The sequence below is a fragment of the Escherichia sp. WS3063 genome (assembly GCF_046486595.1).
Taxonomy (GTDB): domain Bacteria; phylum Pseudomonadota; class Gammaproteobacteria; order Enterobacterales; family Enterobacteriaceae; genus Escherichia; species Escherichia coli.
In genome coordinates, this window is record NZ_JBJQKY010000010.1 from 38,119 (window position 1) to 62,680 (window position 24,562).

At 50.3% G+C, this 24,562-nt stretch carries 23 protein-coding genes and 3 tRNA genes; 11 read left to right on the forward strand and 15 right to left on the reverse strand.

What is annotated here, in order from left to right; all coding sequences use genetic code 11:
* Together ACJHYW_RS12050 and ACJHYW_RS12055 are read left to right on the forward strand one after the other, a co-directional pair.
* The gene (locus tag ACJHYW_RS12050; RefSeq protein ID WP_001066236.1) at positions 1-597 is read left to right on the forward strand and encodes an SIS domain-containing protein; all 597 of its coding nucleotides are present in this window, start codon (positions 1-3) and stop codon (positions 595-597) included.
* Positions 598-668: 71 nt separating this feature from the next.
* Entirely contained in the window at positions 669-1,616 is a 948-nt protein-coding gene (locus ACJHYW_RS12055) for a phosphoglycerate dehydrogenase (protein ID WP_001361319.1), read from the forward strand.
* Positions 1,617-1,694: 78 nt separating this feature from the next.
* On the opposite strand, the gene ACJHYW_RS12060 is transcribed toward ACJHYW_RS12055, so the two are convergent.
* The 3 genes from ACJHYW_RS12060 to ACJHYW_RS12070 all read right to left on the reverse strand — a co-directional run bounded on the left by ACJHYW_RS12060 (position 1,695) and on the right by ACJHYW_RS12070 (position 1,991).
* Positions 1,695-1,771, reverse strand: a tRNA-Met gene (locus tag ACJHYW_RS12060).
* A gap of 33 nt (positions 1,772-1,804) precedes the next feature.
* Positions 1,805-1,881, reverse strand: a tRNA-Met gene (locus ACJHYW_RS12065).
* Between the two features lie 33 nt (positions 1,882-1,914).
* Positions 1,915-1,991, reverse strand: a tRNA-Met gene (locus tag ACJHYW_RS12070).
* A gap of 208 nt (positions 1,992-2,199) precedes the next feature.
* Between ACJHYW_RS12070 and mltA the strand changes: the two genes are divergently transcribed.
* Both mltA and tcdA read left to right on the forward strand, forming a co-directional pair.
* Positions 2,200-3,297, forward strand: a complete 1,098-nt coding sequence (gene mltA / locus ACJHYW_RS12075) for a murein transglycosylase A (protein WP_000678646.1) — start codon at positions 2,200-2,202, stop codon at positions 3,295-3,297.
* A 76-nt stretch (positions 3,298-3,373) separates the two neighbouring features.
* Complete coding sequence (gene tcdA / locus ACJHYW_RS12080) at positions 3,374-4,180, forward strand: tRNA cyclic N6-threonylcarbamoyladenosine(37) synthase TcdA (RefSeq protein ID WP_000117714.1); 807 nt, start codon at positions 3,374-3,376, stop codon at positions 4,178-4,180.
* Between the two features lie 50 nt (positions 4,181-4,230).
* Here tcdA and csdE read toward each other — a convergent pair whose 3' ends face one another.
* On the reverse strand, positions 4,231-4,674 hold the full coding sequence (gene csdE / locus ACJHYW_RS12085; RefSeq protein WP_000184255.1) for a cysteine desulfurase sulfur acceptor subunit CsdE: 444 nt from the start codon (positions 4,672-4,674) through the stop codon (positions 4,231-4,233).
* Positions 4,674-5,879, reverse strand: coding sequence for a cysteine desulfurase CsdA (gene csdA / locus ACJHYW_RS12090; RefSeq protein WP_001361317.1), 1,206 nt, complete (start codon positions 5,877-5,879; stop codon positions 4,674-4,676). The genes csdE and csdA overlap by 1 nt, the downstream gene beginning before the upstream one ends.
* A 191-nt stretch (positions 5,880-6,070) precedes the next feature.
* Between csdA and ACJHYW_RS12095 the strand changes: the two genes are divergently transcribed.
* From ACJHYW_RS12095 to rlmM, 4 genes are all read left to right on the forward strand, one after another.
* Positions 6,071-6,298 carry a YgdI/YgdR family lipoprotein gene (locus ACJHYW_RS12095; protein ID WP_000750398.1) on the forward strand — a complete coding sequence of 76 codons (228 nt, stop codon included), beginning with the start codon at positions 6,071-6,073 and terminating at the stop codon, positions 6,296-6,298.
* Between the two features lie 350 nt (positions 6,299-6,648).
* Positions 6,649-7,566: a glycine cleavage system transcriptional regulator GcvA gene (gene gcvA, locus ACJHYW_RS12100; protein ID WP_000044401.1), complete on the forward strand. Its 918-nt coding sequence runs from the start codon at positions 6,649-6,651 to the stop codon at positions 7,564-7,566.
* Positions 7,567-7,584: 18 nt separating this feature from the next.
* On the forward strand, positions 7,585-7,980 hold the full coding sequence (locus tag ACJHYW_RS12105) for a DUF423 domain-containing protein (protein WP_000203905.1): 396 nt from the start codon (positions 7,585-7,587) through the stop codon (positions 7,978-7,980).
* Entirely contained in the window at positions 7,973-9,073 is a 1,101-nt protein-coding gene (rlmM, locus tag ACJHYW_RS12110; RefSeq protein ID WP_001045506.1) for a 23S rRNA (cytidine(2498)-2'-O)-methyltransferase RlmM, read from the forward strand. The genes ACJHYW_RS12105 and rlmM overlap by 8 nt, the downstream gene beginning before the upstream one ends.
* Positions 9,074-9,116: 43 nt before the next feature.
* Here the strand turns inward: rlmM and fucR are convergent, their stop codons facing one another.
* The 5 genes from fucR to fucP form a co-directional block, all read right to left on the reverse strand.
* Positions 9,117-9,848, reverse strand: a complete 732-nt coding sequence (gene fucR / locus ACJHYW_RS12115) for an L-fucose operon activator (protein ID WP_000642344.1) — start codon at positions 9,846-9,848, stop codon at positions 9,117-9,119.
* A 57-nt stretch (positions 9,849-9,905) separates the two neighbouring features.
* Complete coding sequence (gene fucU, locus ACJHYW_RS12120; RefSeq protein ID WP_000920840.1) at positions 9,906-10,328, reverse strand: L-fucose mutarotase; 423 nt, start codon at positions 10,326-10,328, stop codon at positions 9,906-9,908.
* A gap of 1 nt (position 10,329) precedes the next feature.
* Positions 10,330-11,748 carry an L-fuculokinase gene (gene fucK, locus ACJHYW_RS12125; RefSeq protein WP_001361316.1) on the reverse strand — a complete coding sequence of 473 codons (1,419 nt, stop codon included), beginning with the start codon at positions 11,746-11,748 and terminating at the stop codon, positions 10,330-10,332.
* A 108-nt stretch (positions 11,749-11,856) separates the two neighbouring features.
* Entirely contained in the window at positions 11,857-13,632 is a 1,776-nt protein-coding gene (fucI, locus tag ACJHYW_RS12130) for an L-fucose isomerase (RefSeq protein WP_000724153.1), read from the reverse strand.
* Between the two features lie 32 nt (positions 13,633-13,664).
* The gene (fucP, locus tag ACJHYW_RS12135) at positions 13,665-14,981 is read right to left on the reverse strand and encodes an L-fucose:H+ symporter permease (RefSeq protein WP_000528585.1); all 1,317 of its coding nucleotides are present in this window, start codon (positions 14,979-14,981) and stop codon (positions 13,665-13,667) included.
* A 546-nt stretch (positions 14,982-15,527) separates the two neighbouring features.
* On the opposite strand from fucP, the gene fucA reads away from it, so the two are divergent.
* Positions 15,528-16,175 (forward strand): L-fuculose-phosphate aldolase, encoded by a 648-nt coding sequence (fucA, locus tag ACJHYW_RS12140; RefSeq protein ID WP_000440772.1) that lies wholly within the window; start codon positions 15,528-15,530, stop codon positions 16,173-16,175.
* A gap of 27 nt (positions 16,176-16,202) precedes the next feature.
* A complete protein-coding gene (gene fucO, locus ACJHYW_RS12145) occupies positions 16,203-17,351 on the forward strand; it encodes a lactaldehyde reductase (protein ID WP_000013594.1) in 1,149 nt (382 codons plus the stop codon).
* Positions 17,352-17,405: 54 nt separating this feature from the next.
* Here fucO and xni read toward each other — a convergent pair whose 3' ends face one another.
* From xni to queF, 5 genes are all read right to left on the reverse strand, one after another.
* Positions 17,406-18,161 (reverse strand): flap endonuclease Xni, encoded by a 756-nt coding sequence (xni, locus tag ACJHYW_RS12150; RefSeq protein ID WP_024179465.1) that lies wholly within the window; start codon positions 18,159-18,161, stop codon positions 17,406-17,408.
* A gap of 110 nt (positions 18,162-18,271) precedes the next feature.
* Positions 18,272-19,639 (reverse strand): L-serine ammonia-lyase II, encoded by a 1,368-nt coding sequence (gene sdaB, locus ACJHYW_RS12155; RefSeq protein WP_000626404.1) that lies wholly within the window; start codon positions 19,637-19,639, stop codon positions 18,272-18,274.
* Positions 19,640-19,696: 57 nt separating this feature from the next.
* Positions 19,697-20,986, reverse strand: a complete 1,290-nt coding sequence (gene sdaC / locus ACJHYW_RS12160; RefSeq protein WP_000450476.1) for an HAAAP family serine/threonine permease SdaC — start codon at positions 20,984-20,986, stop codon at positions 19,697-19,699.
* Positions 20,987-21,541: 555 nt separating this feature from the next.
* Positions 21,542-22,906: a nucleotide 5'-monophosphate nucleosidase PpnN gene (ppnN, locus tag ACJHYW_RS12165; RefSeq protein WP_000627995.1), complete on the reverse strand. Its 1,365-nt coding sequence runs from the start codon at positions 22,904-22,906 to the stop codon at positions 21,542-21,544.
* Between the two features lie 111 nt (positions 22,907-23,017).
* Entirely contained in the window at positions 23,018-23,866 is an 849-nt protein-coding gene (queF, locus tag ACJHYW_RS12170) for an NADPH-dependent 7-cyano-7-deazaguanine reductase QueF (protein ID WP_000100410.1), read from the reverse strand.
* 67 nt (positions 23,867-23,933) lie between these two features.
* Here queF and syd point away from each other — a divergent pair, with 67 nt between their 5' ends.
* Positions 23,934-24,479, forward strand: coding sequence for a SecY-interacting protein (gene syd, locus ACJHYW_RS12175; protein WP_000342431.1), 546 nt, complete (start codon positions 23,934-23,936; stop codon positions 24,477-24,479).
* The last annotated feature ends 83 nt before the right edge of the window (positions 24,480-24,562 follow it).

Below are 24,562 nucleotides of genomic sequence, written 5' to 3' on the forward strand. Positions count from 1 at the left end.
ATGAATAACACGGATCTTATCTATCTCATTAAACATTTTATGCATAACGAACTTAAAGCAGTAGAAGAGGTTATTGATTCCCCACTTTCTGAATTCGCTAATTTAATTAAAGTATTACAATCTTGTCAGGGAAAAGTTGTTTTTATTGGTGTTGGTAAGTCCGGTATTATTGCCCGAAAACTCGCAGCAACTTTTGCCAGTACCGGAACTCCCTCGTTTTTTGTTCACGGTACGGAAGCGGTACACGGCGACCTTGGAATGGTGGCGAAAGACGATGTTGTTATTCTTATTTCAAACAGTGGTGAGACGGCGGAAATCCTGGCGACACTGCCTAGTCTGAAAAAAATGGGTAATTATTTGATCTCTTTTACCCGCAGTCATCACTCATCGCTTGCGATAAGTTGTGATTTATCTGTTGAAATCCCCGTCAAAAGTGAGGCGGATAATTTAGGTTTAGCACCGTCATGCTCGTCGACTGTTGTTCTGGTTGTTGGTGATGCGGTGGCGCTTGCACTCTCTGAATTGAAAAAATTTACTCGTGCTGATTTCGGCTTATATCATCCAGGAGGTGCACTCGGCATTAAAGCAAATTCATAATTTCAAAATATAAATACAGTAACCGGTCACGCCATCTTTTGGGGTGGCGTTCTTTGAAGTGAGTGTCCGCTATGAAAAATGTTCTGGTCACCGTCCCCAGCTTTTCAGCACGCTGTGTTTCCGCCAGCAAGTTGCTAAGAGAGAATAATTTTAATCTTATTATTAAGAATAATGTGGAGCATCTGCTTAAATCAGAATCCACTGCATTACGAGAATCTATTTGCGCGGTCATCGCCGGAAAAGATTGTTATCAGGCGGACACGCTATCATTGCTGTCTGGTGTGAAAATAATATCGAGATTCGGGACGGGGATAGACAATATTGATCTTCGTGCGGCACAGCAATCAGGTATTATTGTCAATAATGCGGTTGGGATTAATTCAAATGCGGTTGCGGAATTTATCATTGGACTTATCTTCGCGAGCATGAGAAATATCCCCGGTAGCTATCATGCGATGCAAAATGGCTACTGGGGTGAGTCGCATGGCTGCGAGTTACAAGGTAAACGTATTGGCCTGCTTGGCTACGGCAATATTGGCAAAACACTGGCGAAAAGGTTATCTGGTTTTGATGTTGAGCTTTTAGCTTTTGACAAACAACCCGACTATCAGGTTGCTGACAAAGCTGGAGTTCAGTTTGTATCAATTGAAGATATCTTTATGCAGTCGCATGTCATCATTGTTCTTTTGCCTTTTTCTTCTGAGCTGGAGAACTTTATTAGTCATAAATATTTGTCGATGATGCGCAATGGTGCTCTGATCATCAATGCCGCAAGGGGAAAGTTGCTGGATGAGGGCGCTTTACTTCAGGTGATTGAAGAACGAAATGTGTTTGCGGCGCTGGATGTGTTTAGCTCTGAACCGTTGGCGCAATTTAGCCCACTGCTACATGCCAAAAATATCATTACAACGCCGCATATCGCGGCAGCCACCGTTGAGTCATACCAGCAAACCGGGATACACGTTGCCCAGTCGATAATTGATTACTTCGCAGGAAGGGAGATAAAAAACGTGTTGTGAGTTCAGCGAACAAAGATTTTAAATACAAAAAAACCGCAATCTGTGAAACACATTGCGGCTTATCAGCATCATAAGTGTTGGTTGCGGGGGCCGGATTTGAACCGACGACCTTCGGGTTATGAGCCCGACGAGCTACCAGGCTGCTCCACCCCGCGTCACCGTACTACTTTACTTCATTAAATTTTGATTGGTTGCGGGGGCCGGATTTGAACCGACGACCTTCGGGTTATGAGCCCGACGAGCTACCAGGCTGCTCCACCCCGCGTCACCGTACTGCTTTACTTCATCAAATTTTAATTGGTTGCGGGGGCCGGATTTGAACCGACGACCTTCGGGTTATGAGCCCGACGAGCTACCAGGCTGCTCCACCCCGCGTCCGTGGATGCGCACTATACTCCGCTCGCGTTTTCATGCAACCTTTTTTTTACCCAGATCACGGATTTGGTATGATTTTGAGCAAAAACAAATCACTAAAGCCTATTTTTTGTGCAAAATTTGCGTCAGGGAGAGGCTGCTCATTTCATTAAACGCGGCGGTTTGTTATCTTCGTTGCGCCTTATTTTTTAACCTGAAGAAGAGAACAATGAAAGGACGTTGGGTAAAGTACCTTCTTATGGGCACGGTTGTGGCAATGCTTGCCGCCTGCTCTTCCAAACCAACCGATCGCGGACAGCAATATAAAGACGGGAAATTTACCCAGCCTTTCTCTCTGGTGAACCAGCCAGATGCCGTTGGCGCGCCGATTAACGCCGGTGATTTTGCCGAGCAAATTAACCATATCCGTAATTCGTCACCGCGTCTGTATGGCAACCAGAGTAATGTTTATAACGCGGTGCAAGAGTGGCTGCGCGCAGGCGGTGATACCCGCAATATGCGCCAGTTCGGCATTGATGCCTGGCAGATGGAAGGTGCCGACAACTATGGTAACGTGCAGTTTACAGGCTATTACACGCCGGTAATTCAGGCGCGCCATACCCGCCAGGGCGAGTTCCAGTATCCTATTTACCGTATGCCGCCAAAACGTGGTCGTCTGCCGTCTCGTGCGGAGATCTACGCAGGAGCGCTGAGTGATAAATATATTCTCGCTTACAGTAACTCCCTGATGGATAACTTCATTATGGATGTGCAGGGTAGCGGGTATATCGACTTTGGTGATGGCAGTCCGCTTAACTTTTTCAGCTATGCAGGGAAAAACGGTCATGCCTATCGCAGCATTGGTAAGGTGTTGATCGACCGTGGCGAAGTGAAAAAAGAAGATATGTCGATGCAGGCGATTCGTCACTGGGGCGAAACACACAGTGAAGCTGAGGTTCGCGAGCTGCTGGAACAGAACCCGTCTTTCGTCTTCTTTAAACCGCAATCTTTTGCACCGGTGAAAGGGGCAAGTGCGGTGCCGCTGGTTGGTCGCGCTTCAGTTGCGTCCGATCGTTCCATTATCCCGCCTGGTACAACCTTACTGGCAGAAGTGCCGCTGCTGGATAATAACGGCAAATTTAACGGTCAGTACGAACTACGGCTGATGGTGGCGTTGGATGTCGGTGGTGCAATCAAAGGCCAACACTTCGATATTTATCAAGGTATCGGGCCGGAAGCCGGACACCGCGCAGGTTGGTACAACCACTATGGACGTGTTTGGGTGCTGAAAACCGCCCCGGGCGCAGGTAACGTCTTTAGCGGCTGATGTGTTATTCTGTATACCGTTTTGACGGATACGACAGGGTGAGGGATAACCTCGCCCTTTTTAATTCTGAGGTGCTATGTCTGTGGTAATTAGTGATGCATGGCGTCAGCGTTTTGGTGGCACAGCGCGTCTGTATGGTGAAAAAGCGTTGCAACTGTTTGCTGACGCGCATATTTGTGTGGTCGGTATTGGCGGTGTCGGTTCCTGGGCGGCGGAAGCGCTGGCGCGCACGGGGATTGGCGCAATCACGCTTATCGATATGGATGATGTGTGCGTCACCAATACCAATCGGCAAATTCACGCTCTGCGCGATAACGTCGGGCTGGCAAAAGCGGAAGTAATGGCGGAGCGTATTCGCCAGATTAACCCGGAGTGCCGTGTAACGGTGGTGGATGATTTCGTGACGCCGGATAACGTAGCGCAATATATGAATGCCGGTTATTCGTACGTGATTGATGCTATTGATAGTGTACGGCCCAAAGCGGCGCTGATTGCTTATTGTCGGCGCAATAAAATCCCGCTGGTCACGACCGGTGGCGCGGGTGGGCAGATTGACCCGACGCAGATTCAGGTTACCGATCTGGCGAAAACGATTCAGGACCCGTTGGCGGCGAAGTTGCGCGAGCGCCTGAAAAGCGATTTTGGCGTAGTGAAAAACAGTAAAGGTAAGCTCTGCGTAGATTGCGTGTTCTCTACCGAAGCGCTGGTGTACCCGCAGTCAGACGGCACCGTCTGTGCAATGAAAGCTACGGCGGAAGGGCCAAAGCGGATGGATTGTGCATCTGGATTTGGTGCCGCGACGATGGTGACCGCCACCTTTGGTTTTGTTGCGGTTTCTCATGCGCTGAAGAAGATGATGGCGAAAGCGGCGCGTCAGGGGTAAACAATCAGGTCGGATGCGACGCAAACGTCCTTTCCGACCCGGTTCTGTGCTTAAACCTGCTTCGCCGCAGCGATAATCGCCTCGCTTAACGCATTCAACCCCTGGCTGCGTGAGGCGCTAAGTTGCGCACGCAATCCCAGCTCATCAAACAATGCCAGCGGCGACTGTGCCTGCAATTCGGCGGCGGTTTTGCCCTCAACGGCAGTCAACAACACCGCAAGCAGGCCGCGCACAATGCGTCCTTCGCTGTCGCCAAAGAAATGCATCTTGCCGTTTTCAGCCATGGTATATCCCAGCCAGACGCGGTTTTCGCATCCGGCAATCTCTTTAGCCTGCGCTTTTAACTCGTCTGGCAAAGCCGGAAGCTGTTTCCCCAGCATGATCAACTGGCGATATTTATCTTCCCATTGCGTCAACGGTGCGAAGGTATTGCGTAACGTTTCTGCGGTTACGGTTGTGCCGAACGGATGTCCGGCGAATTGCGGGTTCGTCATTAATCCACCAATAATTCCAGCGCGCGGTCAACGGCATTCACCAGCGCATCCACATCACTCTTTGTATTATATGGCGCAAAAGAGGCGCGCAGTGTGCCGGTTACGCCTAATTCTGCCAGTAGCGGCTGAGCGCAATGCTGCCCGGCCCGCAGGGCAATACCGTACTCAGCCAGCAGTGTCACCATATCGCTGTGATGAACTCCAGCAAAATCAAAGGCCAGCAGGCTGGAATCCTGGCAGCGGAATGAACGAAAGCCTGGACGTTTCGCCAGCGCTTCTTCTGCAAGCGTTGCTAAGCTACGGCTCCAGCTTTCGGCCTGGTTGATATCGTAATCTGTCAGCCATTCCAGCGCCGCGCTTAATCCTATGACGCCAGCGACATTTGGCGTTCCTGCTTCCAGTTTCCACGGCGCAGATTGAGTCGTGAAGCCGTCAAAACTCACTTCGTGAACCATTTTGCCGCCACCTAGCCAGGGTGACATCGCTTCCAGCAGTTCTGATTTGCCATACAGCACGCCGATACCCGTCGGGCCATACAGTTTGTGACCTGAAAAAGCATAGAAATCAATATCCAGTTGCTGAACATCTGCGGGGAAATGCACCGCCCCCTGAGCACCATCAACCATCACCACCATCCCGGCTGAATGAGCAAAGGTAATCGCTCGCGCCAGATCCGGGCAACCGCCAGTGACGTTCGACATTTGTCCCAGAGCAAGAATTCGACTACGAGGTGTGATCAGTTCTGGCAACAAATCGACATCCGGCAATCGCTGCGCATTAAGCGGCAATTTCACCACTTTGGCTCCCGTTTGTTGGGCGACCATCAGCCAGGGGACGAGGTTAGCGTGGTGTTCTGCCACGCTGACAATAATCTCATCGCCCGGTTGCAGACGCGGACGCGCATAGCATTGTGCCACCATGTTGATGGATTCAGTGGTGCCGCGCGTCCAGACGATAGTTTTATCATCCGGTGCATTCAGTAATTGCGCCACTTTCTCTCGTGCAGCTTCATAACGCGCGGTCAGGCGTTGGGCTTCGGCAAACTGGCTGCGATGGACGTTTCCGGCGCTCAGGCTGTAAAACTGTCGAGTGGCTTCAACCACGGCTTCAGGTTTAAGCGCGGTCGCGGCGCTGTCGAGATAGACGCCCGCATCCTGTAGTGCGGGAAACTGGGCGCGAAACTGCGCGGGATTAAAAACGTTCATGGTACTCCTCGGCTTGATGCACCGATCGTGACGCAAAATTCACTTTGATACAAGGAGAGTGCTAACCATCAGAATTATCTGGATATCCTGGCGAAGCCGCGTCAGTAACATATGCTGAATAGTGTTAGGCGTTAATTTTAGCCTGTTAATCAATACTATTAAGATTTATTAATCGCTTTAAGGAGAAGATGATGAAAAAGACTGCCGCAATTATTTCTGCCTGTATGCTGACTTTTGCCCTGAGCGCCTGTTCCGGTTCGAACTATGTTATGCACACCAATGACGGACGTACCATCGTCTCTGACGGCAAACCACAGACTGATAACGATACCGGTATGATTTCGTATAAAGACGCTAATGGCAACAAACAGCAGATCAACCGTACCGACGTGAAAGAGATGGTCGAACTGGATCAGTAATTCGCGATCGCAAGGTAAAAAAAAGCACCGCAATTAGGCGGTGCTACATTAATCACTATGGACAGACAGGGTAAATGTACAGGAAGTGAAAAAAGGTAGCTTTGCTACCATGGTCTGAATCGCAGACCAATTGCAAACACAACAACACAACATCACAACCGTAAGCCAAAAGTTCACCAGAACACGCATTCCGATAAAACTTTTCGTTCCGGCTCAGGAAGTGCCGCCACTATAGGTATTTGCTGGTAGAAGCTCAACGGACAATTTATAATGGCTCAGATTAAAAAAACTAATAGGTTACACAGTGTGATCTAATTGTTAAATTCATTTAACATCAAAGTTTAAAAGCCATGTCTAAACGATTACCACCGCTAAATGCCTTACGAGTTTTTGATGCCGCAGCACGCCATTTAAGTTTCACTCGCGCAGCAGAAGAGCTTTTTGTGACCCAGGCCGCAGTAAGTCATCAAATCAAGTCTCTTGAGGATTTTTTGGGGCTAAAACTGTTCCGCCGCCGTAATCGTTCACTCCTGCTGACCGAGGAAGGGCAAAGCTATTTCCTCGATATCAAAGAGATATTTTCGCAATTAACCGAAGCGACGCGTAAACTCCAGGCCCGTAGCGCCAAGGGGGCGTTGACGGTCAGTTTACTCCCCAGTTTCGCCATTCATTGGTTGGTTCCGCGACTTTCCAGCTTTAATTCAGCTTATCCGGGAATTGACGTTCGAATCCAGGCGGTTGATCGTCAGGAAGATAAGCTGGCGGATGATGTTGATGTGGCGATATTTTATGGTCGGGGCAACTGGCCGGGGCTACGGGTGGAAAAACTGTACGCCGAATATTTATTGCCGGTGTGCTCGCCGCTACTGCTGACTGGCGAAAAACCCTTGAAGACCCCGGAAGATCTGGCTAAACATACGTTATTACATGATGCGTCACGCCGTGACTGGCAGACATATACCCGACAGTTGGGGTTAAATCATATCAACGTTCAGCAAGGGCCAATTTTTAGCCATAGCGCCATGGTGCTGCAAGCGGCTATCCACGGGCAGGGAGTGGCGCTGGCAAATAACGTGATGGCGCAATCTGAAATCGAGGCCGGACGTCTTGTTTGCCCGTTTAATGATGTTCTGGTCAGTAAAAACGCTTTTTATCTGGTTTGTCATGACAGCCAGGCAGAACTGGGTAAAATAGCCGCCTTTCGCCAATGGATCCTGGCGAAAGCCGCTGCTGAACAAGAAAAATTCCGCTTTCGTTATGAACAATAATTTACGTAGGGTACGACCATGACCAGCCGTTTTATGCTGATTTTCGCCGCCATTAGCGGCTTCATTTTTGTGGCTCTGGGCGCTTTTGGCGCGCATGTGTTAAGTAAAACCATGGGGGCCGTTGAGATGGGCTGGATCCAGACCGGTCTCGAATACCAGGCGTTCCACACGCTGGCGATCTTAGGTCTGGCGGTGGCAATGCAGCGTCGCATCAGTATCTGGTTTTACTGGAGTAGCGTTTTCCTCGCGTTAGGCACGGTGCTGTTCAGCGGCAGCCTTTATTGCCTGGCGCTGTCCCATCTGCGTTTGTGGGCATTTGTCACACCGGTTGGCGGCGTGAGCTTCCTCGCGGGCTGGGCGTTAATGTTAGTTGGTGCTATCCGTTTAAAGCGCAAGGGCGTAAGTCATGAATAAGGTTGTATTGCTGTGCCGTCCGGGCTTTGAAAAAGAGTGCGCCGCAGAAATTACCGATAAAGCCGGCCAGCGGGAAATTTTCGGTTTTGCCCGCGTGAAAGAGAATGCGGGTTATGTCATTTATGAATGTTATCAACCTGATGATGGCGATAAGTTAATCCGTGAGCTGCCGTTCAATTCATTAATTTTTGCCCGCCAGTGGTTTGTAGTGGGGGAACTCCTGCAGCATTTGCCGCCAGAAGATCGTATTACCCCCATTGTCGGCATGTTACAGGGCGTAGTAGAGAAGGGCGGTGAACTGCGTGTTGAAGTTGCCGATACCAACGAAAGCAAAGAGTTGCTGAAATTCTGCCGTAAATTCACCGTGCCGCTACGCGCTGCCTTGCGTGATGCGGGTGTGCTGGCGAACTATGAAACGCCGAAGCGTCCGGTTGTGCATGTATTCTTTATTGCACCAGGCTGTTGCTATACTGGTTACTCATACAGCAACAATAATTCGCCGTTCTATATGGGCATTCCGCGCCTGAAATTTCCGGCAGATGCGCCGAGTCGTTCCACGCTCAAACTGGAAGAGGCATTTCATGTGTTTATTCCTGCGGATGAGTGGGATGAACGCCTGGCGAACGGGATGTGGGCGGTGGATTTAGGCGCTTGCCCAGGCGGCTGGACCTACCAACTGGTGAAGCGCAACATGTGGGTTTATTCCGTCGACAACGGCCCGATGGCGCAAAGTCTGATGGATACCGGACAGGTGACGTGGCTGCGGGAAGACGGTTTCAAATTCCGTCCGACACGCAGCAATATCTCCTGGATGGTATGCGATATGGTTGAAAAACCGGCGAAAGTTGCGGCATTGATGGCGCAGTGGCTGGTTAATGGCTGGTGCCGTGAAAGCATTTTCAACCTCAAACTGCCGATGAAAAAACGCTACGAAGAAGTGTCACACAATCTGGCGTATATTCAGGCACAGCTTGATGAACATGGCATAAATGCTCAGATCCAGGCGCGGCAGTTGTATCACGATCGCGAAGAAGTGACGGTGCACGTCCGCCGTATCTGGGCTGCGGTGGGTGGTCGTCGCGACGAGCGATAACAGGCAAGGCCGGGGCGTCGTCTCCGGCCTGCTACCCTTTCCGTCAGGCTGTTACCAAAGAAGTTGCAACCTGGCGCTCATCAGAAATAATGTGCGTGACCTCATCCAGATGCCCGATGCGGGCTTCCCCTGAACGATTAAATTTACTTTTATCAATCAATAACAACGATTGTGCGGCGCGTTTTAATAGCATTGATTTGTAATCAGCGTTGATGGCATTGGAGTCCCACAGTGCGCCGCTGCTATCGATCCCTTCACAAGAAAAAATAAACAGATCGATTTCCAGCGATTTAAGCTGGGAAATCAGCGAGGGATTGACGTAACAACCATATTTGCGCTCAAGTGTGCCGCCGGAACTGATCAGTTGAATGCGTTCACGTTTACCGAGTTCATGGCAAATCGGATGGCTATTGGTGAAGACCTGGATGTTGATGTCAGGCAACTGGCGTGCCAGATACCAGCAGGTTGAACTGGCGTCTAATGCTATTACCATCCCTTCTTCAATCCACGCGAGCGCCTCGCGCGCGATATCTGCTTTATGCGCATAATGGCTTTTCAACCGGATGTGAAAGGGATCGCCACTGTCTTGATTTTGACGGTGGATATATTTAGCGCGTCCATGATTGCGCAGAATTTTACCCTGCGTCTGTAATTCATTGAGATCGCGACGAATGGTTTCTTTACTGACCTTTAGCTGTTCAGAGAGAGCTTCCGTGGTCAGGCTGGTATGGTTCAGCAGCAGGTCGACTATCGCTTGCTGGCGTGCCGCTTTCATATTTTTCACCCCATCATTCGATAACCGCCCGCGTCATGCGGGCGTACCGGTATGAGATTACGGTGTTACCCCTTTTTTTAAAAGAATATTCCCGTACTTCGCTCGTTCGCCTGTGATAACGATCGCAAAGGCTTTTTGCGCCCGTTCATAAAACGCAAAACGATTGATGCGGATGATGTCAGGACAGGGGGCTTGTAGTGAAAGCGCATTACGATAACGTCGTTCTACTTCAGGATCGAGAGTGTCACCTTCTACCGCCGCCATCATCACCAGCGGTGGTGCATAGCTGTCCAGCTCAAATAACGGGATAATCGCCTGGAGCAAGTCGCTCACCAACAGGCCATCAGCGCGGATCACCTGCGGTCCCATCGAATGGGCGGGAAAGTGAGCATCGGAAAAAATAATTTCATCTCCATGCCCCATCTCTGCCAGCACTTTCAATAGTTCGGGAGAAATTAACGGCGAAATTGTTTTCAGCATTTCACACCTCCTCTATAAATTCAGGTTCAGTTTGCGGGTAGAAATAACGGTACTGATAATGAATCTGCGCGCGGGCTTCTTCCGGGCTGTTAAATTCCCCTACGCCATACCAACCGAACAGCGCAGCTCCTGCGACGGTCGTTTCGGCGTCGTCGAGAACTTTTACCGGAATATCAAGCATATTGGCTTTAATCTGATTCCACAATGTGTTGCGACTTCCTCCGCCGACTAACAATAATTCAGAGGCTTTAAAGTGCCCGATTTTTTCCAGCATCTGTAGATTGCGCTGTAATTGCGCAGTTAACCCTTCCAGCGCCGCGCGATAGAAATGCCCCCGCGTGGTATTAAGCGTCACTCCTTGCCAGCCAGCGTTCTGACACGACAATAAATCACACTGCATTTTTACGCCATCCGCGCCAGGCGCGATCAGACGAGCTTCTTCAATCAACATTTGCCAGGGTGTTTCAGCCGTCCAGAACAGTTTTCTCACCCATTCCAGCACGCCGGATGCCAGCCATTGCATACCTGGGTTATACAACCCTGCCTGGCTATCCAGTTCGCAGGTGGAACCGGCGTACTGACTTAACAGCGAAGTATCAACCTGGGCGCTACGGACCATTAAAATTTCCCATGTACCGGAAGAGAGCACGGGTTCATTTTGGTCGGCACCAGCGCCAAAAAGGGCGAACTGGGTATCGTGACCTGCGGAAATCACCGGTATGCCAACGGGTAAGCCGAGCATTGCTGCGGCGCTGTTCTGTAGCGTACCAATCTGTTCACCCGCTTCCACCAGACGAGGGAAGAGTCGGCGTGGAATACCGGTGGCTTGTAAAATTTGCGGACTGAAATCGCGTTGCTGGATATCCAGCATCTGGCTGGTTCCGGCCATCGTGATATCAGTAGTGAATTCGCCGGTTAAACGGTGGTTAATCAGCGACGAAATAAAGAGCCAGGCGTGCGCGCGTTCCAGCAGTTGTGGATGATTTTCTTTCAACCACACCAACTTATATAACGTATTGAAACTAAAGGCTCCGACGCCAGAAATAGCCTGCAACCGCTGTGCGGAGATCAACTGTTCAATATTGTCCATAACCGCTGCTGTTCGCGGACATTTCCAGCTAATGATCGGATAGAGCAGATTGCCTTGCTTATCTACCAGAGCGCCATCCACACCAAAGGTGGTGACGGCGATACCGCGGATGTGGCAATCAGTCAGTTCACTATTGATTTGCCGACAGCAATCAGCAAAGCGTTGCAAAATGGCGTCTAAAGACCACTGGTGCCAGGTGTTGTTTTCCATCGCGATATCGCTGGCATTAGGCGTTGAGGCGCGGGCAACAATTTTTCCCTGCCGATTAACCGCGATGGCCCTGACATTGGTCGCGCCACAGTCGAGTACCAGGATAACTTCTTGTTTCATAATCGCTCCTGCAATATAGCCGGATAACATTGCTTATCCGGCTAACCACTCTTGCTTGTTCAGGCCCGGTAGCCGGAGCGACCGGGCATCACATCAGGGAGTCATGTATTAACGCTTGTACAACGGGCCGTAGTTCTGGCAAGCGCGGTAATCCTGGCCTTCAATATCCATGCCGTGCGCGGCCCAGGCAGAAGGACGATACACTTTGGTCTCTTCAACGTTGTGCATACATACCGGGATACGCAGCATGGAGGCAAGAGTGATAAAGTCTGCGCCAACGTGGCCGATGGTCAGAACTCCGTGGTTAGCGCCCCAGTTCGCCATTACCGAGTACACATCCGTAAACGGCCCTTTACCGGTGAGGCGCGGTGCAAACCAGGTGGTTGGCCAGGTTGAGTTGGTGCGTTTGTTGAGGATGTCATGCACATCCTTCGGCAATTCCACGCTCCAGCCTTCCGCGATTTGCAGTACCGGTCCCAGGCCTTTGATGATGTTGACACGAGTCATGGTGAACGGGACGCCGCCTTCGGTAAGGAAGCGGGAAGAGTAACCGCCGCCACGGAAGTATTCGTGGATCGCCGGGCACCATTCGGTAGCGGCGAGGCAAGCGTCAGCCTCTTGCTGAGAGATTTCCCAGTGTGGCTTCATCGTCGGGTTACCTTCGCTGTCGCGTTGTTTACAGGAACCGTCCAGCGCAGCAGAACCGGAGTTGATCAAATGGATGATGCCGTGTTCTGCCAGTCCGTCCAGTTTATGCCCCGTTACACGCTCAATTGCTTCTGGTGACCAGTAGGTACGGACATCGGCAAATACCTGAGCGGTGCCGGTGAGCTGGTGACCCATTAGCATTGCCACGCCGTTAAGACTGTCGTTTTCGGTCGCCACGACAAAGGGTTCGCGCACGCCATTCCAGTCAAATGAACTGTTGAGGATCGCTTCGGCGGTGTCACCATTGGGATATTGATCGGTCCAGTGACGTTGCCCCTGGAAGCCCGCAGCGATGGCGTTGTAGCCAAGTGATTCTTCCACGCGACCGATATCGGCCAGTTTGCTGTTGCCTTGCATCATGTCGCGGATACACATCGCCATCAGTAAACTTTCGCGCAGAACTGCGCGGCTTTGCTCGGCATTTCGTTGATACTGTTTGTTATTTTCATCTTCGCCATAGCGGAAGTTTTTATCAGCCCAGGCCAGCGCCATTTCCAGTTCGGCTTCGTCGTAAATCTTCTGATCGATACGGCGACGCAGTTCGGTCATATCCACCGCCTGGACTTTCATTCCCAGCCAGGATTCAAAGAAGTTGTGATCAACAATAGAACCGGCGATACCCATCGAAACGCCGCCCAGCGACAGATAGCTTTTACCTTTCATGCTGGCGACGGCCAAACCGGCGCGGGCAAAGCGCAGCAGTTTTTCTTCAACATCAGCAGGAATCGATGTGTCATCGGCATCCTGAACGTCATGACCGTAAATGGAGAATGCCGGGATGCCTTTCTGGCTGTGAGCTGCCAGAGCCGCTGCCAGGTAAACAGCGCCGGGACGTTCGGTGCCGTTAAAGCCCCAAATGGCTTTCGGGCGGGTTGGATCCATGTCGATGGTTTCACTGCCATAGCACCAGCAAGGGGTTACCGTAATGGTGAGGCCTACATTCTGACTGCTGAATTTTTCTTCGCAAGCAGCGGCTTCAGCCATACCCGCGATACAGGTATCGGAAATGACACACTCGACGGCAGCTCCACAGGCATGGCGCAGTTTCTCGGTCAGCAGTGCGGCCGTGGCTTTCGCCATATTCATTGTTTGTTCTTCAAGCGACTCACGAACACCCATGCGACGACCGTCAATAACCGGGCGGATACCAATTTTCGGTAAGCTGATTTTTTTCATTACAGATTCCTCACTTTATTCGGAAAATATGTTCAGTTAGTTGCCGTTTGAGAACGGAAACGGGCAAAGATAAAGATGACCGCGAAGCAGAGTGCGGGGATCAGTTCAGCAGTGGGGATGTTGCCCGCCGCGTCACTGACAAAACCCATGACCGGAGTGACAATACCGCCGCCAATAATGGTCATAACGATGAAGGACGAACCGTATTTGGTGTCCTGGCCGAGATTTTTAATGCCCAGCGAGAAGATTGTTGGGTACTGAATCGACATAAAGGCGCTGCATAAAGTCAGGGCTATTAAGCCCACATGACCGCCAGCGAAGGCTGAGATCAGGCACAGTGCCATAGCAATTAATGCGTAGGCTGCCAGGACTTTGTGTGGTGCGAAGCGACTGATGAGCCAGGTACCGGTGAAACGACCAATAAAGAAGCACACCATGGTTCCGGTTAAATAGTTAGCGGCAAAGCCTGCTGTCATACCTGGAATTTCTTCTACAGCGTAGCGAATTAAATAGCTCCAGCAGGCCGTTTGTGCGCCAACGTAGCAGAATTGCGCTAATACTGCCCAGCGCCAGTGGCGAATACGCGCCAGGCGACAAAGCGATGCGGAGAACGATCCTTGTTTGGCGTCACTGTGATTATCACTCTGCAATGCCGGGAATTTCGTCAGCATGATCAGCAGGGCGACCAGTAACACGATAGCCACGATGATCATATAAGGTGTCTGTACCGATAATACCAGGCTGTGTTTATACGCACTCAATTGCTCTGGAGACATTTTATCGAGAACGTCTTGCGATTGATGTGGCACGTTAGACAAAATAAGACTTTGCCCAAAGACAACCGCGATAATTGCGCCAAATGAGTTAAATGTTTGCGCAAGATTTAAGCGGAAGTGACCACTGCTTTCCGGCCCTAATACCGTAACAAAAGGGTTTGCGGCAGTTTCCAGACAACCTAATCCGGCTGCAATAATAAATAGGCCAACTAAAAACAAGGTGTAGTTCATTATTTCTGCGGCGGGCCAGAATAATGCAGCGCCGAAGGCATATAAAAACAATCCGGTAATAATCCCTGCTTTATAACTGAGTTTTTTCATCAATATCCCGGCAGGGATTGGGATAATGAAATAACCAAAGTAAAAGGCCGATTGGATCAGGCCAGCCTGGAAATTTGTCAGCGTAAAAGCCTGCTGGAATTGAGGCAATAAAATGTCGTTAAGGTTATTGGCTACCGCCCAAAGAAAAAACAGTGAGCACAGCAGTGCGAATGGAATAATGTAACTTCTGCTTTGCCCTGCATCTTTATCTACCGCACGGTAACTCTGCGTTTGTATTGATGTGTTTCCCATAGCATCCTCTTAGGTTCAGAAGCTTAAGCACGTAATCGGTTATGTTTTCAAAAGTGCAAAACCAGCGAGTTCGGGCTTCATATCAGTGAATATTTGCCTGTCTGAAATGAACTCATGGATTCATTTTCAAATAAAAAACGCTCTGTAATATGACGGCGGTCACACTTATTAGCCGGAAGGTGACTTTATGTGACTACCATCACTTTAATAATCGAAATTTCATGCCCGTTTCAGAAAATAAATCATAAAAAACACAAACCAGATGACCGTATTAATTGTTTGTGCCGAAAACGGGCATTCCTGGCAGGGAGGAGTAGAAAAATGACCGTTTTGATAAATATTTTTAAGAGCGGTCATTTTTAATGGGGTTATAAAAAGAGAAATTGCAGTTATTTACTGTGATTAGTTGAACCAGGTCACAAAATATAAGCTTGTGAATTTCTTTCTGGTTAATCAGGAAGAAGATGGTGGGTAATTAAACGGCTAATTCAATAGTGTGAAAGGAACAACATTATTGCCCTGTTTTGAATCAGAGAGAGGTAGCTAATGGAACGAAATAAACTTGCTCGTCAGATTATTGACACTTGCCTGGAAATGACTCGCCTGGGGCTGAACCAGGGGACAGCGGGTAACGTCAGTGTACGTTATCAGGATGGGATGCTGATTACGCCTACAGGTATTCCATATGAAAAACTGACGGAGTCGCATATTGTCTTTATTGATGGCAACGGCAAACATGAGGAAGGAAAGCTCCCCTCAAGCGAGTGGCGTTTCCATATGGCGGCCTATCAAAGCAGACCGGATGCCAACGCGGTTGTTCACAATCATGCCGTTCATTGTACGGCAGTTTCCATTCTTAACCGCCCGATCCCCGCGATTCACTACATGATTGCGGCGGCTGGCGGTAATTCTATTCCTTGCGCGCCTTATGCGACCTTTGGAACACGCGAACTTTCTGAACATGTTGCGCTGGCTCTCAAAAATCGTAAGGCAACTTTGTTACAACATCATGGGCTTATCGCTTGTGAGGCGAATCTGGAGAAAGCGTTATGGCTGGCGCATGAAGTTGAAGTGCTGGCACAACTTTACCTGACGACCCTGGCGATTACGGACCCGGTGCCAGTGCTGAGCGATGAAGAGATTGCCGTAGTGCTGGAGAAATTCAAAACCTACGGGTTACGGATTGAAGAGTAATTTCGTAAAGCAACAAGGAGAAGGATGATGGCTAACAGAATGATTCTGAACGAAACGGCATGGTTTGGTCGGGGTGCTGTTGGGGCTTTAACCGATGAGGTGAAACGCCGTGGTTATCAGAAGGCGCTGATCGTCACCGATAAAACGCTGGTGCAATGCGGCGTGGTGGCGAAAGTGACCGATAAGATGGATGCGGCAGGACTGGCATGGGCGATTTACGACGGCGTAGTGCCCAACCCAACAATTACTGTCGTCAAAGAAGGGCTCGGTGTATTCCAGAATAGCGGCGCGGATTACCTGATCGCTATTGGTGGTGGTTCTCCACAGGATACTTGTAAAGCGATTGGCATTATCAGCAACAACCCGGAGTTTGCCGATGTGCGTAGCCTGGAAGGGCTTTCCCCGACCAATAAACCTAGTGTACCGATTCTGGCAATCCCCACCACAGCAGGCACTGCGGCAGAAGTGACCATTAACTACGTGATCACTGACGAAGAAAAACGGCGCAAGTTTGTTTGCGTTGATCCGCATGATATCCCGCAGGTGGCGTTTATTGACGCTGACATGATGGATGGTATGCCTCCAGCGCTGAAAGCTGCGACGGGTGTCGATGCGCTCACTCATGCTATTGAGGGGTATATTACCCGTGGCGCGTGGGCGCTAACCGATGCACTGCACATTAAAGCGATTGAAATCATTGCTGGGGCGCTGCGAGGATCGGTTGCTGGTGATAAGGATGCCGGAGAAGAAATGGCGCTCGGGCAGTATGTTGCGGGTATGGGCTTCTCGAATGTTGGGTTAGGGTTGGTGCATGGTATGGCGCATCCACTGGGCGCGTTTTACAACACGCCACACGGTGTTGCGAACGCCATCCTGTTACCGCATGTCATGCGCTATAACGCTGTCTTTACCGGTGAGAAGTACCGCGATATCGCGCGCGTTATGGGCGTGAAAGTGGAAGGTATGAGCCTGGAAGAGGCGCGTAATGCCGCTGTTGAAGCGGTGTTTGCTCTCAACCGTGATGTCGGTATTCCGCCACATTTACGTGATGTTGGTGTACGCAAGGAAGACATTCCGGCACTGGCGCAGGCGGCACTGGATGATGTTTGTACCGGTGGCAACCCGCGTGAAGCAACGCTTGAGGATATTGTAGAGCTTTACCATACCGCCTGGTAAATGCGCTGATGTGATAATGCCGGATGCGACGTTTGCGCCGTATCCGGCACGCCGTTACCGTACCAACCGCAATTGCTGTAAATTGCCGTCGATATGCAAATCGGTTTGTAAGCGGGCAATATCGCGGCACAGAAACGCCATCTCTTTATGGGTTTCTAATTTTTTGCGCCACTTTTCGGCAACCGCATCCAGATTCTCATATATCCCTTCCAGACTCTTAAACTCGACCAGCAGCTGCGTGGCGCTTTTTGGTCCGATCCCCGCAACACCCGGTACCTTTGAACTGCTGATCCCCGCAAGTCCCCAGTAATCGGGTAACTGCTGCGGTTGAACGCCAAATTCTTTATCAATAAATGGTGCATCCAGCCAACGTTTCTGGAAGTAATCACGAATACGTAATGTCGGTGAAAGTAACTGGCAGTAGCCTTTATCTGTCGAAACAATCGTTGCCTGATGCCCGGCCTGTGTCACTTTGACCGCCAGCGTGGCGGCTAAGTCATCGGCTTCGTTGCCGCTGGCGGACCAGCACGGGACGCCGCGTTGCTCAAAGGCGGCGCGTAATGCAGGCATCTCGTTGTGCAACTCTTCCGGCATTGGCGGTCGACCCGCTTTGTAATCTGGTAAACGCTGATGACGCCAGCCGCTACTGCGGTTTTCATCATCAAAAACGGCGACCGCGTGGGTTGGCTGGCTGTGCATAATGAGCTGATCGAGCGCGTGCTGGCAGGTTTCGACACAGGGCGAACCCTGAACGGCATGAATGCGACGAATAAGATTCAGTGCATCGACAATAAGCAAATGAACAGCCACGATAACCCCCTTAAAGATCAGGCGATAAGGGTAACATTCGATGCCGGAACAGGCTATGGCTGGTTGAGAAAACGGGAAGAGGCCTCGCAAAACGAGGCCTCCGGGAGAGATTAATCGCAGGCAACGATCTTCATTGCCAGGCCGCCGCGAGAGGTTTCGCGGTACTTGGCGTTCATATCTTTACCTGTTTCGTACATGGTCTCGATAACTTTATCGAGGCAGACGCGCGGCTCGCTGGTACGGCGCAGCGCCATACGCGCGGCGTTCACCGCTTTTACTGCCGCAATGGCGTTACGCTCGATGCACGGTACCTGGACCTGTCCGGCAACCGGGTCACACGTCAGACCGAGGTTGTGCTCCATGGCGATTTCCGCCGCGATGCATACCTGCGCCGGGCTTGCGCCTAACAGTTCTGCCAGACCAGCTGCCGCCATTGAGCACGCCACGCCGACTTCACCCTGGCAGCCGACTTCGGCACCAGAAATCGACGCGTTCATCTTATAAAGAGAACCAATGGCGCTGGCTACCAGCAGGTAACGAGCCAGTGAGTTAGCGTTCACTTCGCGGATAAACTTGTCGTAGTACGCCAGCACGGCCGGAATAATCCCGCACGCACCGTTAGTCGGCGCAGTCACCACACGACCGCCAGCAGCATTCTCTTCGTTCACTGCCAGTGCAAACATGTTGATCCAGTCAACAACCGCCATCGGGTCAGTGGTGGTTTTATCCTGGCTGACCAGCATCCGGCGTAGTGCCGCAGCACGGCGTGGAACGCGCAGTTTGCCAGGTAACACGCCTTCGGTAGAAATACCGCGCTCAATACCGCCACGCATGACTTCCCAGACGTTCGCCAGGTGCTGTTCCAGCTCTTCTTTGCTGTGCAGCGCCAGCTCGTTTTTCATCATCAGGCCAGAGAGTGACAGCCCGGTTTCCTGACAATGTTTTTGCAGATCGGCTGCTGAACTGTACGGATAAGGAACTTCAACCGGTGCGCTATCCTGCTGACCAAAATGCTCTTCATCAACGATAAAGCCACCACCAATAGAGTAGTAAGTCTGGCTGTAAACGACTTTATCGCCCGCCAGTGCGGTAATGCGCATACCGTTTTCATGCAGAGAAAGGTTGTCGGCATGGAAGTTCATGCACTGATCAACCGGGAACTCCACTTCATGCTGACCATTTGCCAGCATCAGGCGACCATGAGTATTCACATCCTGAATAAAACCAGGGATGGAATCGATATCCACGGTATCCGGCAGGTTACCCGCCAGGCCCATAATAATGGCGATATCAGTGTGGTGGCCTTTACCAGTCAGAGAGAGCGAGCCGTACACGTCAACCACCACGCGGGTCACGTCTTTAAGCAGGTTACGGGCAATCAGATCGTCGGTAAATTGTTTACCCGCTTTCATTGGTCCAACGGTATGAGAACTGGAAGGGCCAATGCCGATTTTGAAAATATCGAATACGCTAATCATAGGAAATACATCGCGTTAAAACGGAGGAAGCGCCGCCCGAAAGCGGCGCGAAAGGACTTAGCTGAACAGAGAGTAGAAGATTGCGGAGATTGCAATCAGACCCATCACGACAACGAATACGTTGCTGATGTGACCGCTGTACTTACGCATTGCCGGTACTTTCTGAATTGCGTACATCGGCATCAGGAACAGGATCATCGCGATGATTGGGCCGCCCAGGGTTTCAATCATACCCAGGATGCTCGGGTTCAGGGTGGCAACAATCCAGGTCGTTACCAGCATGAACAGCGCAGTGATACGGTTCAGCTTGTTGATTTCGATAGACTTACCTTTACCACGCAGAGATTTAATCACCATACCGTTGAAGCCTTCACGTGCGCCCAGGTAGTGGCCGAGGAAGGATTTGGTGATAGCGATAATCGCGATAATCGGTGCCATCCACGCGATAACCGGTGCGTTAAAGTGGTTAGCCAGGTAAGACAGAATCGAGATGTTCTGCTCTTTAGCCGCAGCCAGGTCTGCCGGAGTCAGGCTCAGTACGCAGCTGAAGACGAAGAACATTACGGTCAGCACCATCATGATGTGTGCGAATGCCAGGATCTTAGAGCATTTCTGTTCTGCCATATCGCCGTACTCTTCACGCTTCGCAACGGCGAAAGAAGAGATGATCGGAGAGTGGTTGAACGAGAACACCATTACCGGAATTGCCAGCCACAGGGTCATCCACAGACCGTTTCCGGTTGCAGATGCAGTGTCCAGAGACAGCGTTTCCAGTGCTGCGCCGTTCCACTGCGGGATCAGGTACAGAGCCAGCAGCATCAGTACGCCAACAAACGGGAATACCAGAATACTCATCGCTTTAACGATCATTTGCTCACCGAAGCGAACGATGGTCATCATACCCACGATCAGGATCAGCGACAGAATCGCACGCGGCGGTGGTGTCATACCCAGCTGGTGAGACATGAAGCTTTCAACTGTATTGGTGATTGCCACGCTATAAACCAGCAGGATCGGGTAGATAGCGAAGAAGTAGAGCAGGGTAATCAGTTTACCTGCGCCAATACCAAAGTGTTCTTCTACAACCTCGGTGATGTCTTCGCCTGGGTTTTTACCAGACAGTACGAAGCGAGTCAGGCCGCGGTGAGCAAAAAATGTCATCGGGAACGCAAGGATAGCCATGATGATCAGCGGGATCATACCGCCAACACCGGCGTTGATTGGCAGGAACAGCACGCCCGCGCCGATTGCCGTGCCGTAAAGGCCCAGCATCCACATGGTGTCTGTCTTGCGCCAGGCACTACGAGAGTCTTTCGACGCAATCGTGCTGGTTTGAGTTGTTTCCATCTATTTCTCCTGGAGGAATGCAAATAATTCAGCTTTTAGCCAGTTCAGCCCGGGAAGGTGCCTGACCGTAAAAATGAAATCTGTCTATCGGCGATGGCTTAATCATTTACCGCCGTAATAATTTGAGGGCGGAAAGATACACACAAGTTATGTATCTATCAGTGATCTTGATCCCAAATACAATAATCTACTTGGAAGATAGATTATCCCAACGCTTTACTCTGTAAATCAAAAGTAAAAGAGAATTTAAGGGCAATATTTGCCCATTAAACGACATCTGACTTCTTCCGGGGCGCGCAATATATGTAGGTTGAACTGAAAAAATCAATACTTTTAGTTAATCATGGCGATAATTTCTTTTTCATAGCGATAAAATGTGGTTTATGAAAATAGGGAAACGTTTGCGTTACAACATAAATTGTATGACATATTAACTGTAATGATATTTATCGCGTGAGGGTGGTAAGAAACATTCATATAACAAATGAAATAAATTGATGGGTATGTGACCAAAAACGAGAAAACCCGGCAACAAACGTCACCGGGGGAGGGAGATTACGTGCAGATTTCGTAGCAAGGGATGTAGGCTGAGCCTGGCAACTTCATACGATGCTGGGCAACAAAACCCTGTAGCAGGTCATCCATACGACGCATAATCTCTTTATCGCCGTTGATTTTATAAGGACCAAACTCTTCAATGGCGCGAATACCGACTTCTTTTACGTTACCCGCCACAATACCGGAGAACGCACGGCGCAGGTCGGCAGCCAGCACTTCAACGGGTTGATCCGGGTAAAGCTTCAGATTAGCCATATTCTCGTGAGACGGCTCAAACGGCATTTGCAAATCTGGCGCAATGCGCATTGACCAGTTAAAGCTGTAGGCATCGCCTGTGTCGCGGCGATTTTCTTTCACCAGCGGCATCGATTTTTTCATCTGACGAGCGACTTCAGCGGCGTCATCAATGATGATGCGGTAATGGCGGCGCGCGTTTTCACCCAACGTATGCACGACAAACTCGTCCAGTACGCGGAAGTAGTCGGCGCTCTCTTTCGGGCCGGTGAGGATCAATGGTAAAACCTGATCTTTGTTGGCCGGGTTCATTAAAATTCCCAGCAAATACAGCAACTCTTCTGCCGTACCCACACCGCCAGGGAAGATAATGATACCGTGAGCGATACGGACAAACGCTTCCAGACGTTTTTCGATATCCGGCATGATGATCAATTCGTTGACCAGCGGGTTAGGCGGTTCAGCGGCGATAATCGATGGCTCTGTCATACCAATAAAACGACTGTCTTTGTAACGCTGCTGTGCGTGTCCGACCGCAGCACCTTTCATTGGCGCTTCCATCGCTCCCGGACCACAGCCGGTGCAGATATTCAGCTCACGCAGGCCCAGCTGATTCCCGACGCGACGGGCATACAAATACTCGTTTTCGTTAATTGAGTGCCCGCCCCAGCAGACCACCATATTTGGCGCTTCACCAACATGCAGCGCGCGAGCGTTACGCAAGATGGAAAAGACCAGGTTAGTGATGTGGACGGAGTTGTCGAGATTCAGGTTGGGAAAACGAACGGTGTTATGGATTTGCCCGTAAACGAAGAGAATGTCGCGCAGAACCGCGAACAAGTTGGCCTGCAAAGCGCGAATAATTCGCCCATCGACAAAAGCCTCTTCCGGGGGATTAATCAGTTCCAGCTTTACGCCGCGTTCACGGCGCAGGACGTTAATATCGAAATTTTCAAAACGAGACAGCAATTCTTTGCTGTTATCGGTCAAACTACCGGAGTTCAGTACGGCAAGTGAACAGTTGCGAAACAGTTGATAGAGGTCGCTGCTGGCGGTGCGTTTAAGCATATCCACTTCCAGCTGCGACAACATATCCATGGAGCCAAGCGGGCTAATATGTGTAATCAAGAAAAACTCCTTATGGGACGAATATCGTCATTCCCTTTGATTACAATAGCCCTGCCTGATGACCTTTCACAACCTTCTGCGTGAATCCAGCACGCAAAATTGAGAAAAAATTTATTGCCGAACCAGTCTTGTGGTCGATGGGACAAAATCGTTATTACTGCGCCACGGGTTAATGTCCAGACCGCCACGACGGGTATAACGTGCGTAAACGCTCAATTTTTCTGGCTGGCAGAAGCGTAACAGGTCATTAAAGATGCGTTCCACGCACTGTTCGTGGAACTCGTTGTGATGACGGAAAGAAACCAGGTAACGCAGCAGTTTTTCTCTGTCAATTTGGCGTCCACGATACTGAATTTGGATCGATCCCCAATCTGGTTGATGGGTGATCAGGCAGTTTGATTTCAGCAGGTGGCTGACGAGCGTCTCTTCTACTACTTTTTCGCCACTGGTGGCATTCTCCAGATAGTCAGTAGTGAATTCATAGTTATCGATAGTGATATCCTGGTCATCAATGCAAGTGCCATTGAAATGACCTATCGGTTGGCCTTCCAGTTCATCAAGACGATATAACGCCACGCTAACCTTACCCTGAGCGCAAGTGCTTAAGTCGCGCTCCAGCGTCTGGCGCACCTCATCCCAGTTATTAAAACGCGTCTGGTTAAAACTGTTGAGATAGAGCTTAAAACTCTTCGACTCAATCAGATTTGCGCTGGTGTAATCAAGTTCAACGTGACCGACGGCGACCTGCGGCAAACCTTTCGCATTCAGCCAGGAAAGTTCATACAGCGTCCAGATATCCGTACCGTGAAAAGGCAGGTTATCCGCTTTCAGACCCAGCGGATCGCGATTCAGACTACGCGGAACGCCTTGCAGTAGGCTGGCGTCATAGGTATCCCGGTAATCGGTTGATTTTCCAAGAGTCAGGCCCGCAAGTGCCTGATGGTTTGCATAAGAAGACATGTTTCACCGTCATAAACCAGATAAACTAAACGACAAGTGTATCTGGTTTAAGTGAAGAGAGAAATTAGTGGACGATTTGACCGCACAAGCCCTGAAAGATTTTACTGCACGCTACTGCGATGCGTGGCATGAAGAGCATAAAAGCTGGCCGTTGAGTGAGGAACTGTACGGCGTTCCTTCACCGTGCATTATTTCAACCACCGAAGACGCCGTATACTGGCAACCCCAGCCGTTTACCGGGGAACAAAATGTAAACGCGGTTGAACGCGCTTTTGATATTGTGATACAACCCACAATTCATACCTTTTATACGACTCAGTTTGCCGGGGATATGCACGCGCAGTTTGGCGATATCAAACTGACATTGCTGCAAACCTGGAGTGAAGACGACTTCCGTCGGGTGCAGGAAAATCTGATTGGTCATCTGGTGACTCAGAAAAGGCTAAAACTGCCGCCCACGCTATTTATCGCGACGCTGGAAGAAGAGTTAGAGGTCATCTCGGTGTGTAATCTCTCCGGTGAAGTGTGCAAAGAGACGCTGGGAACACGCAAACGGACGCATTTAGCCTCAAATCTTGCGGAATTCCTTAATCAACTTAAGCCTCTTCTGTAATCCAAATACCCCATCTTGTTGTGAGAGATCTCTTACAGACTCTGTAGGAGATCGCCAGGAAATAAGCGAATACTTAAAAAGAT